The following is an 11,144-nucleotide window of genomic DNA, read 5'->3' on the forward strand; positions in this document are numbered from 1 at the left end:
TGGAAGGCACTGATTAATTAACGTAACATTATTTCACGCAAAATATGCAGGTTGTCCAAAGCCTTACCAGCACCAAGCACCACCGAGCAAAGAGGGTCTTCGGCAACAATAACTGGAAGATCTGTTTCTTCTTTGATAAGACGGTCCAAGTTTTTAAGAAGGGCACCTCCTCCTGTGAGTACGATTCCTTTGTCAACAATATCAGCGGCAAGTTCAGGAGGAGTTTGCTCAAGGGCGTCTTTGATGGCCTCAAGGATAGTGTCCACCTGCTCCTGGATGGCTTCTCTTACTTCTTCTGCATTTACCGTAACAGTCTTGGGAATACCTGTGATCAAGTCTCGACCCTTAATCTCCATGCTTTCATAGGGTGGTTCGGGTAAGACGTTTCCGATTTCGATTTTTATTTGCTCAGCCGTGTGCTCACCAATAAGCAAGTTGTATTTTCTTTTAATGTAAGCTGAGATGGCTTCGTCCATTTTGTCTCCGGCAACACGCACCGAGTTACAATAAACGATACCCGCTAAAGAAATAACCGCGACTTCGGTGGTCCCCCCGCCTATATCTACCACCATATTAGCCGTAGGCTCGGTAATAGGAAGCCCGGCCCCAATGGCAGCAGCCATAGGTTCTTCGATAAGATATACCTCGCGTGCACCGGCACTTTCTGCAGACTCACGCACCGCCCTTTTTTCTACCTGGGTAATCCCCGAAGGCACACTGACGATCACTCGTGGACGGACAAAAATGCGCCTGTTATGGACTTTTTCGATAAAATAGCGCAACATGGCCTCAGAGACTTCAAAATCAGCGATGACACCGTCTTTGAGAGGGCGGATAGCCTTAATATTGCCAGGAGTACGACCGAGCATACGTTTAGCCTCTTGCCCCACCGCCAAAACACGTTTACCGCGGCCATCAAGACGCACCGCTACCACCGAAGGCTCACGCAGGACAATTCCCTTGCCTTTGACAAAGACAAGGGTGTTGGCCGTACCCAAATCAACTGCTAAATCAGTGGAAAACCATCCTGCAAGGGAACGAAACATAAACGCTTTTACCTCTGAAAAATTTTGTCTTCCAAGTTACCAAATAGGCCCTTTACTGACAAGCAAGCTGCACTTATTTTGCAAGTAGTAAGTACAAAAGAGGAGGCCCCTATGATTCGCATGCCCGCGGTTGCTGGACGTTTTTACGAAGCAAATCCTGAGCTTTTAAAGCAAGAAATAGAAGCCTATCTAGACCCCACCGCCCCGAAAGAAAAAGCCATCGGGGCTATCTGCCCTCACGCTGGGTATATGTTTTCTGGCCATGTGGCTGGTGCTGTTTATAGCCGGTTAATTATTCCCGATACGGTAGTTATCCTTGGACCCAACCACACTGGCCTTGGCAGTCCAGCGGCCATTATGACCAAAGGCGCCTGGCAAATGCCTTTTGGCCCTGTCCCTATCAAAGAAACTCTTGCTAGCTTGATTTTAAGAGCAAGTAGGGTCCTTGAGGATGACGTAGAGGCTCATCTTTACGAACATTCTTTAGAAGTACAGGTTCCCTTTTTGCAATACCTAAATCCCAACATAGCTATTGTCCCAATTTGCATCTCCCATCTTCCTTATGAAGCCCTTGAGGATATAGGCCTGGCCATTGCCCAGGGCATTGTCCAAAGTGGTGAACAAGCGCTAATTGTGGCAAGCACTGACATGAGCCACTACGTGCCCCACGAAGTTGCCCAACAAAAAGACGCTCTTGCCATAGAAAAGATCCTCGCCCTTGACCCCATTGGGCTTCTTGAAGTGGTAATGCGCGAAAAGATCTCTATGTGTGGAGCCTTCCCTACGGCCACAGCGCTGGTAGCCTCAAAAGCCCTGGGAGCCAAGCAAGCAGAGCTTGTTAAATACGCAACCTCAGGTGAGGTCTCAGGAGATTTTTATCAAGTGGTGGGTTACGCTGGCCTCATAATCCGTTAAAATAGAAGCCTCAAAAAAACGAGGCGACCATGAGTACAGTAAAAACGCGTTTTCCACCGAGCCCGACCGGCCATTTGCATCTTGGTGGCGCACGCACGGCCCTTTTTAACTGGCTTTTTGCCAGGCATCATGGAGGAACCTTTCTTCTTCGCTTTGAAGATACCGACCGTGAGCGCTCAAAGCAGGAATACGTTGATTCCATAAAAGAGGCCCTTGAGTGGCTCGAACTTTTTTGGGACGAAGGCCCTTATTTTCAGAGCAAACGTCTTGATGTCTATGCTGAGTTTGCCCGCAAGCTTTTAGAAGAAGGCAAGGCCTATTATTGCGAATGCAGCCCGGAAGTTCTTGAGCAAAAACGCAAACAAGCCCTGGCCGAAGGCCGCAAACCAAAATATGACGGCACCTGTCGGGAAAAGGGCCTGGGCCCTGGCCCAGGACGAGTCTTACGCTTCAGGTGCCCGGAAGTAGGCACCACTGTTGTAGAAGACCTTATCAGAGGCCCGGTGGCTTTTGATCATCGCGAGCTTGATGACTTTGTCATAATGCGTCCTGACGGTGTCCCCACTTATCAGTTCGCCGTGGTAATCGACGACTTAACCATGGGCATTACCCATGTCATCCGCGGAGATGATCATCTTTCAAATACGCCCAAGCAAATCCTCCTCTTCGAGGCCCTTGGTGCCAAACCCCCTAAGTATGCCCATGTTCCTATGATCCTTGGCCCAGACGGAACAAGGCTTTCTAAGCGCCACGGGGCGCAATCAATTCTCGCCTACCGTGATGAAGGATACCTGCCCCAGGCCATGCGTAACTATCTGGTAAGACTAGGCTGGTCCTATGGTGACCAGGAAATTTTCTCCTTAGAGGAAATGATCGAAAAATTTGACCTTGCGCGTATTTCTAAATCCCCTGCGAGGTTTGATCCTGACAAATTGCTGGCGCTCAATGCCCACTACATTCGCCAGGAAGACACCCACCGTTTGGCCGAACTGGTGGTTCCCTTTTTAGCCAAACTTGGCGTTGAAATAAAAAACCCAGCTGACGAAAAGTTCTTAAAGGCCGTAGAAAGTGTTAAGCCAAGGGCCCGCACCCTTAAAGAAATGGCGGAAATGATGCGCTTTTATTTTGTAGATGAAATAACTTACGAAGAAAAAGCCGCCAAAAAGTTTTTAAAGCCAGAAATAGCACCGGTGCTCGAAGAAATAGTCAAGGCCCTTGAGGGAATGCCAGCTTTTGAAGAGAAGGCCCTGGAAGATCTCTTTAGGGGTCTTGCGGAAAAGCACCAGCTCAAACTAAAGCACGTAGCCCAACCCGTGCGGGTAGCCCTTACGGGGCGCACGGTAAGCCCGGGACTTTTCGAAATAATGGACATCCTTGGCAAAGAAACCGTTATCAAACGCATTAAAAAGGCCTTGGCCTTTATAAAGGAGCACTAAATGGGTGAAATCATCGCCATAGTATTGGTAGTGGTGGGCTGGATAGCCATAAATAGGCTTCTCCTGCCCAAGCTAGGAGTACCAACTTGAATGTCTCCTTCATGCTCTCTGGATAAAAAGAGCACCAAAAAAGAGAAAAAGGCTTAGCCCTCTTGGGAAGCTTTTTCTACTTTTGTGGGATAAAGATGGAGATGTGCGGTCTGGCCACGATCTATAGCGACTAGTTCTGTCTCTGCTTTAAATTCATTACCGACGATAATTGCGTTTTTAAGCCAAAAGAAGCCATCTTTGTACGCTTCGAAGGTGCCTTCGTAGCGTGTGCCTGCGCGCGACTGAATTACGACCTTTTGCCCCTTAATCTTTTCGAAAAAGTTGACTTGCGGCGGTGCAGGCGGTTTTTTCTCGGTGTTTTTCTTCAAAACAATCTTTTTCGGCTTCATCATTGTTCCTTTCTCCCCCTCAGCTCCTTGAGCATTTCAATTGCTGTTAGACCTGAAGGATAATAGTTTTCTATCTTCTTTTTAATAGAAAAGCCTGCTTTTTTAAAGAGCTCAAATGCAGGTTTGTTCTCTTGGCCTACATGGGCCCTTAAATATCGATACCCCTTTTTTCGGGCGATCACTTCGGCTTCTTTAACTAAAAATAAGCCCAGGCCCCTTTTTCTCAAGGTAGGCTTCACATAAATAGCTGTTACGTCAAGTGTCTGTTGCCAAAGCGGCAAAAACATAGGCCCAAGCATAATGAACCCCAAAAGCTCGCTTTCCTCTTCAAGGACAAGGCATTTTATCCACGGGTCCCGAAACCATGAAGGTATAATCTCATCATACGGGCCAAAGATCATAAATTCCTTTGAAGCATCACAAATAAAATCAAAGTCTCTTTCTTCGGCTTCTCTAAGTTTCATATTGACGCCTACACAAGCTTAATCTTAAAATTCGGAAAAAGAATCCATTGAGGTGAATAAAATGAAAATTACCTTTTACGGCCACGCAACCTTCAAGATAGTCTCTGATGAAGGCACCCGTATTTTAATAGACCCCTGGCTTGATAATCCCAAAAGACCAGCAGAAAGGGACATAGGCCCCTATGATTTAATTCTTATCACCCACGCCCATGGTGATCACCTGGGCAATGTTTTCGAAATTGCCCGCACAGCCGCCACGGAAGTAGTTTCCATCCACGAAATCCAGCAATATCTCTTGGCCCGTGGCATCCCAAATGTTACCGGCATGAATATCGGAGGAACCTACCGTACCAAAGGCATTGTCATCACCATGGTGCCTGCTTTTCACAGCTCATCTATCCAGGAAGACGACAACATCATTTACGGGGGCGATGCCGCAGGATTTGTTATTCAACTTGAAAATGGCAAGACCATTTACCACGCCGGAGATACCGGGCTTTTTTACGACATGAAGCTTATCGGTGAACTTTATCAGCCCGAAATAGCCATGCTCCCCATTGGCGACCACTACGTTATGGGACCACGAGAAGCCGCCAAGGCCTGCGAACTCTTGCAACCCAAAATCGTAATTCCCATGCATTTTGGAACTTTTCCACTGTTAACCGGCACCCCTCAGGCCTTTCAGGAATACCTTAAGCATTTTGCTCCGCAGGTAGAAATGAAAGTCCTTGAGCCCGGAGAGACTCTGGAAATCTAATGCCATTTGCCATTGCCTTTATCGGACGCCATAACAGCGGAAAAACCACGCTTGCTACCCAGGTGGCCAAAGAACTAAAGGCCCTGGGGCTAAAAGTAGGCGTGCTTAAGTCTTCCAAAGAACCAAGACCAAGGATTGAAGAATCCCGCTCTGACACCAGCCGCTTCTGGCAGGAAGGCGTAGCCAAAATTGCCTTCTGGGGAAAGGAAGAATGTTTTTTGCGTTTTTACGCCCCTGAAAAAGACGATTTCACCTTCTGGTATTTTATAAAACGCTTTTTCCCAGAAGAAGACATCGTCATCTGCGAAGGTTTTAAAGGCATAAGAAGTGTTCCCAAGATAGAAGTCGTGAACGAAAACCTGAAAGAACCACCCCTTTACCAGGAAAATATTCCCGGGCTTATCGCCGTAGTGGGCGCCAAAACCGCCACAGGATACCAAAATCTTCCGCCAGAGCCTGCTAAAATTGCAAGGTTCATCATGGCCAGGCTTCCAAGGCGGGAGACGGCAACACTTTTGGTTGATGGCAAACCCGTTGGCCTTACGCGTTTTGTTTCAAGGGCCCTGGTAGAAAGTCTAAAGGGTTTTTTGCGCACCTTAAGGGGGGTAAAAAACCCTGAAATTATTGAATTAAGGATTGAGCTCCCGAAAGACAAGAGCTAACGCCTCAGCCAGCCGCCTTATCTCCCATTGGGCTTTGGGATGGATCCGTTTTTCGACAAAATCCTCCCACACAAAATAAGGCCCTGTGGCAAGAACGGTTGTGGCTGAGCCTTGAGGCGTAACAAAACGTGCGTCTTCTTTTTTTATGCCTCGGGAAACAAGCCCTTGGTAAAGCTCAAGGCCTTTTTCAATCTGACTTTCGTATAAATTGTTTGCTTCTTCGTCAAAAGAGGGGGGAAAAACGAACTGGTCCACCTGAGTGTAGCGGTGTGAACGCTGGTTAAAGTTAAGCCAGGTGTGCCGCACATACTGGTGCGAAAAAAGCCTGCTGAATCCTTCCACCACCACTGCAAGCCAGCCAAAAGGTGCTGTTTCTTTGGGAGCAACATCTATCACAAAGACTTCGGGCTCAGCTTTTATGCCTTGAGGTTCAGGAAGCCCCTTTTCAAGCAGCTCGCTTAAAGCACCCTTGGCGCAAAGAGTTGCTTTGCCTTCGGGGAACTTTACGTGGAAAAACTTGAAATTTTGCCACTTTTGACTGGCCTCATAAGAGGCTTCCACAATAGCCATAAAGGTTTCGTCATCATAGACTTCAGCAAAATGGCGCAAGTTAAGGCACAAGGCATTGTCTTTTGGTGAGCACCAGGCTTTGTAAAGCACCTGTGCCAGGCGAGCCGCCTTTTCTTCTGGAAAAGAAGTGTTTACCACCAGAGGCGAATGGGCAAACACACTGGCATGCCCTGAGCGTTTCAAACGGCTTAAGAAGGCCAGGAATTCTTCTTTTTGGCGGAAACGCTCTTCAGCAAAAAGATTAAGGGGCCTTGAAGAGGCGTAGCAAATCCGGGCTCCAAGAAAACTGAGAAAAAGGGTATCCCTGAAAAGGGCTTTATCTTCTGATAAAAGCTCATCAAAGAAATCCCTGGCAAGGGTCAGAAAGTTTTGGCGATAAGCTTCAAGGGAAATCATTTGGAGTGATAACCTCCTGTGCTACCAAATCCACCCCTTGAATCATCACAAGGGGGGGCAGAGACTTCCTCAAGGGTGACGTCAGTAAGGGCCTTTAAAAAAAGAAGCTGCGCTATACGCTCACCAGCCTTAACAACTGCTGGCTCCTTTCCCAGGTTCACCACCAGTATTTTGAGTTCGTCCTGGCTTCCACAGTAGTCAAAGTCGATAATACCCGCGGAGTGCGGGAAAATTAGCTTTTTTTTGCGAAAAAGAGAAGAACGCGGGAAAACAAACATGGCATAAGGCTTTTCCGCCTTGATTACCAAGCCCGTGGGAATCATAAAAAATTCACCAGGGGCAATCTCGCAATCTTCAAGGGCAAAAAGATCCCAGGCAACTGCCCCGGGTGAAGCCTTCTCTGGCAGCTTCGCCCGGGGGTCTTTGCGCCAAACTTTAATCATGCGTAAATCCTTATCTCTTCCCAGTTTGTCTTAAGGTTTTTAAGCAGGTCTAGGCCTTCGAGCAAGTTGACACCTGTTTCTAAAACATCTAGCCCAGAGATGTAACGGCAAAGGCGGGCAATTTCAAGGGCTGTTCCAATAGCTTCTGGGGAAAGATTGGCAATTTTTTCTTCTAACTTGTCGTAATCTTCTTTGCGCACTCTAATTTTGCGACCCTGAGGAGAAAATCTCCCTATTTCGCGAAGCGCAAGCAACACGTACCAGACATGCGGCGTAAGTGGAAAATCCACTCCACCTGGCACCGCTGAAAGACCCTGCTTGATTTTCTCTCCCGCAGGGGTAAGCACGTAAAGACCACCTGGCAAAAGATCAACCAAACCCGAAGCCAAAAGCTTGCGCAAGGCATGAAGCACACTGGGGTGTTTATCCTCAGGATAAAAATCAAGGATCTCTTCTTCACTTACACCACGCCACAAAGGAATACCCCGCAACACGAGCATTTCTTCTTTCGTTATCACGGGCAGACGCTCGATGTTTGAGGCGATCTCAGCAAACAATCGTCCTTTTTGGGTAGGAAAGCCATTACCAATTACCCCCTGTTCTTCGGCTTTTTTTATCCAGGCGTCATCTGGGGGCATATTCTCCGTCCTGGTCACCGTGACAGCCATTACCGCTTGCGCATAAACCGGCGCAAGGTCTTCTAATTTAAGGAGCTCAGCCCCATAAGGGGTTATTTGGTAAGTGCCCTCAGGGGTACTTTCAATGAGCCTGAAGCCTTCCAAACGATAAAGGCTTTGTTTAAGGCGGAAGGAATCTCGAATATCTTGAGAAGCCAAAAATTCTTCAAGGCCTTCGGATGTTTTGTCCGGAGCTACATTAACAGCACGCAAAACAGAAATATTCCAGCCGCTAAGATCAAGGGACAGATTTACCTGAATGGGGGCAAAAAAGAGCTTAGCAGCCATCAGAAGATGTTTGCCTGGCACGGTAAGCTCCCCTTGGGGATCAAGGGCGCCTATCTTTTCAAGAGCCTCGGTGCGTTTCCCGTTTATAAGATCACGTAGAGTGGTTACTGAAATAGAAACTTCTGGGACCAGCCCGGTGCGCAAAGCAGCCCAAAGCTGGCTCCCCACTCCGGTAAAGGCGAAAAATTCCCCATCAGGGATGGTAAAGGTCAGAAGCCGCTGGGCCTCTAGCTGGTAAATATGCTCTTCAGGGATGGGTTCGAGAAAACTCTTGCGTGCTGGCCCCACTGGCAAAGCCAAAATGCTTTGGGCAAGGGCTGGTGTAACAAAGAACTCAACCGTAGCAGTTTTATACGCCTCAAGGATGGCCTCTGCCCAAGGAAGCAAGCGCCCTTCTTTGGCAAGACCTCTTTCAACAAGTTCTTTATCTATCTCGGGATTAAATGCCGTCCTTCCTTGGGCTTTGTCACAAACTTGGAGCATGGCAATGATGCGCGAGCCCACCAGTCGATAGCCTTCGTAAAGTTCGTCAAAATTAAGACCGCCCGCCTCTTCGGCCATCCTGAGAGATTCAAGGATTAAAAGCCCGCTTCTCGTAAGGGCGAAACTTTCTTCCTCTTCAGTAATCAGGCCTGCGAGACGCAGGTGTAAAAGAGTTTCAAGGTCATCGGGAGTAAGCTCTTCTATTTTTTCCAGGCCGCCTTTTTCAAGCCGCGCAAGCATTTTAAAGTGTTTTACCGTTACGATCATAAGCCACCTCCTCAGTCGCTAGTGTCCACTCCTGCCACTACGGTAATCACCACTTGAGACAAATCAACTCATCTTGAGGGAGAGGATCGAAAAGTCTAAAGAACCCCCAAGAATGCTACATTTTTATTTCTGGAGCCCTTTGAGTATTTTGGACAATTAAGCATAGGTCTCCATTAAATAGGTCCTTACCCAATGGAGGAAGTTTACCTTAAATGTCTCCCATCAGAGCCATAACTTGCTCCAGCCCCGAAAAAGAATAGTACTCAGGGTTACGAGGGATTTGCTTTTGCAATTTGAGAGAAGGTAAATTTTGAATATCTAATTCACTCCAGGATCTTCCCGAAACTTTCAAACTGCTTGTCTCGCCAAACATTTTTCGATCATTGTGGTATTAATATTTTCTAACGATAGCCAGCGGCGCGGCGTGACCGTCCAACCAACTCGGCAGGCGAAGCCGCCTTTGCCCAAAAACCGCCACGGTTCGCGCGCGGCGCAGCCGCGTCCGCTGGACGCCGTGTTAGGCATTCATAGCATTCTCGCGTTGAGATCGTGTCAACACAGCCTGATCCAAGCGGCGATGTATCAATGAGGTCAGTGTCAGCATATCTAAAGCATCTTGCTCGCTAATACTCCACTTGATTTTTGGGGCGTGAGCAGTAGTGTTGCGGAAGACCCCAAACAGCCCTTTCATCAAATTCATCAGACCAGTGTGTTCACTTCGTTCTGTCTCAGTTTGAAGGGTATTGAAAGCCAAAAGTGGCTTCTTGCCACCGAAAGCCTCATCAACGAGCTTCGCGCCATCACTGGTTAGCCCCGTTTTCTCCCGTATCTTATCAGCAACACTTTTGGCTGCCTCAAACACTGCATGGAAATAGTTATCCTGCAATAGCTCTGCCCGGCAAAACCGTAACACATCAGGATGCACCTTTCGGGCAATTAACTCCTTTCTCAAGCGACTGGCTCTCTCCTGGGCTTCACTAAGAGTGTGGGCCTTCTCAATTTTCCGTAATTTTCCATCTTCCCCCAAGGTGTAACCTGCAAAGGCAAACACTTCATTGAGTAAAGAACGGCGTTCTTCAAACAGCTCACGGTTCCCCACATAACGCACTGGATTCATGGCTGCATAGATAAACGCAACCACGTTATTTCCACACCGGTCCTGCTTTTGACGACGAGATAATGCCTCAAATAATCGGCGGCGTTTTGTCTCGCCAGGAAACGGGTCGTCTATCCCGCAATTTTGTAGCAACTGGCCGATTTCGGAGCCTGTTAGCCCTGTATAAGTATCACCGAGTATGTCGCAAATTTTACGAAGTACCGCTTCATCAAATTTGGGAACTTCAGCCATCACGAACGTTCCTTCCAGAGGCCTAACGCCCAAGCTCACTGGCGCCAATGAAGCAAGGCCGTAGGCCGCAGCGGATTGGCGGTCAAGTGCACCCGAATGTTAGAAAATCATTCATCAAATACTTGCCGAAAGACATCCCCAGAATATTTATTCTGACGAGGCTCTTTTAAAACTGATATATCTATATGATAGACTACTTTTATAGCTTTCTCTAAAATATTCTTTAGAGACCTTTGCAAAATACTTTATCTTAAGGCCCGTTCGAGGATCCGTTCCCATTTTTCGTTCCGAAAAATGGGAACAGATCCCTTGCGCTTGTGCTGACAACACTGATCCCGATGATTTTGCAAAGGTCTCTGAAGATGGTAGCTTTTCAAATAAAAATTTCAAATATTGTAATTATAGATTTAGGCTAAGTTTACAGCTATATTCGAGGATAAAAATATTTATTTCCATTTTTATTCTTAAAATTCCCTGAAATCCAATTTTTTAGATAATGCGCCCTAAGTTCCGGATAAGAGATGAGAAAGGGGCACCTCTATTTTATATTTCAAAGGAAACACAAAACTTATATCTTCACCCAGGAGGTGCCCCATGGACAATATATCAAAAAAAATCCTAATTGACTTCACCGATGAAAAAATTACTCCATCAGGAGGAAGTTTCTTCCTGGCTCATGTTTCTCATCTTCTCGGCCTCCCTCATCTCCTAAACACCCTTAACCTAAAAAAGCGAAACCGCGGCCCCTCTGACCAGCAAATCCTTTTAAGTCTCATCTATACCCTGGCAAACGGTGATGGGGCCATTTCTGATGTGGATAGGCTTGCTGCTGACCACGCTCGCTCTACTCTCCTGGGCCTTAAAAACATCCCTAATTACCGACGCCTCAGTGAATATCTTGCCCGCTTTAACTTGCGTTTTGTCAAAAAATTCTACGATATCTCACATATAA

The 11,144-nt window shown here is 47.2% G+C and carries 12 protein-coding genes; 5 read left to right on the top strand and 7 right to left on the bottom strand.

The window, feature by feature from the left end; translation table 11 throughout:
* Nucleotides 1-17 precede the first annotated feature (17 nt).
* Nucleotides 18-1,046, bottom strand: a complete 1,029-nt coding sequence (locus tag H528_RS0108800; protein ID WP_022853952.1) for a rod shape-determining protein — start codon at nt 1,044-1,046, stop codon at nt 18-20.
* A gap of 111 nt (nt 1,047-1,157) precedes the next feature.
* Here H528_RS0108800 and amrB point away from each other — a divergent pair, with 111 nt between their 5' ends.
* Together amrB and gltX are read left to right on the top strand one after the other, a co-directional pair.
* Complete coding sequence (gene amrB / locus H528_RS0108805; protein WP_022853953.1) at nt 1,158-1,961, top strand: AmmeMemoRadiSam system protein B; 804 nt, start codon at nt 1,158-1,160, stop codon at nt 1,959-1,961.
* A 29-nt stretch (nt 1,962-1,990) separates the two neighbouring features.
* A complete protein-coding gene (gene gltX / locus H528_RS0108810; protein ID WP_022853954.1) occupies nt 1,991-3,397 on the top strand; it encodes a glutamate--tRNA ligase in 1,407 nt (468 codons plus the stop codon).
* 143 nt (nt 3,398-3,540) lie between these two features.
* On the opposite strand, the gene H528_RS0108820 is transcribed toward gltX, so the two are convergent.
* Nucleotides 3,541-3,816 carry a hypothetical protein gene (locus tag H528_RS0108820; RefSeq protein WP_157608208.1) on the bottom strand — a complete coding sequence of 92 codons (276 nt, stop codon included), beginning with the start codon at nt 3,814-3,816 and terminating at the stop codon, nt 3,541-3,543.
* 20 nt (nt 3,817-3,836) lie between these two features.
* Nucleotides 3,837-4,301 carry a GNAT family N-acetyltransferase gene (locus H528_RS14110; protein ID WP_022853957.1) on the bottom strand — a complete coding sequence of 155 codons (465 nt, stop codon included), beginning with the start codon at nt 4,299-4,301 and terminating at the stop codon, nt 3,837-3,839.
* A gap of 61 nt (nt 4,302-4,362) precedes the next feature.
* Between H528_RS14110 and H528_RS0108830 the strand changes: the two genes are divergently transcribed.
* Both H528_RS0108830 and H528_RS14115 read left to right on the top strand, forming a co-directional pair.
* Nucleotides 4,363-5,058 (top strand): metal-dependent hydrolase, encoded by a 696-nt coding sequence (locus H528_RS0108830; protein ID WP_022853958.1) that lies wholly within the window; start codon nt 4,363-4,365, stop codon nt 5,056-5,058.
* Nucleotides 5,058-5,720, top strand: a complete 663-nt coding sequence (locus H528_RS14115) for a molybdopterin-guanine dinucleotide biosynthesis protein B (RefSeq protein WP_022853959.1) — start codon at nt 5,058-5,060, stop codon at nt 5,718-5,720. Before H528_RS0108830 ends, H528_RS14115 begins: the two co-directional genes overlap by 1 nt.
* On the opposite strand, the gene H528_RS14120 is transcribed toward H528_RS14115, so the two are convergent.
* The 4 genes from H528_RS14120 to H528_RS13315 form a co-directional block, all read right to left on the bottom strand.
* Entirely contained in the window at nt 5,688-6,686 is a 999-nt protein-coding gene (locus H528_RS14120) for an FAD-dependent thymidylate synthase (protein ID WP_022853960.1), read from the bottom strand. The genes H528_RS14115 and H528_RS14120 overlap by 33 nt on opposite strands.
* Complete coding sequence (locus H528_RS0108845; RefSeq protein ID WP_022853961.1) at nt 6,683-7,129, bottom strand: dUTP diphosphatase; 447 nt, start codon at nt 7,127-7,129, stop codon at nt 6,683-6,685. Before H528_RS0108845 ends, H528_RS14120 begins: the two co-directional genes overlap by 4 nt.
* On the bottom strand, nt 7,126-8,844 hold the full coding sequence (locus H528_RS0108850) for a DUF505 family protein (protein ID WP_022853962.1): 1,719 nt from the start codon (nt 8,842-8,844) through the stop codon (nt 7,126-7,128). Before H528_RS0108850 ends, H528_RS0108845 begins: the two co-directional genes overlap by 4 nt.
* Before the next feature lie 517 nt (nt 8,845-9,361).
* Nucleotides 9,362-10,192, bottom strand: a complete 831-nt coding sequence (locus H528_RS13315; RefSeq protein ID WP_022853963.1) for a TIGR02391 family protein — start codon at nt 10,190-10,192, stop codon at nt 9,362-9,364.
* A gap of 594 nt (nt 10,193-10,786) precedes the next feature.
* On the opposite strand from H528_RS13315, the gene H528_RS0108860 reads away from it, so the two are divergent.
* Nucleotides 10,787-11,144, top strand: a 358-nt coding sequence (locus H528_RS0108860) for a transposase (protein WP_022853964.1), incomplete at its 3' end; no start/stop codon positions are given.

The sequence above is a fragment of the Thermodesulfatator atlanticus DSM 21156 genome, from assembly GCF_000421585.1.
Taxonomy (GTDB): Bacteria; Desulfobacterota; Thermodesulfobacteria; order Thermodesulfobacteriales; family Thermodesulfatatoraceae; genus Thermodesulfatator; species Thermodesulfatator atlanticus.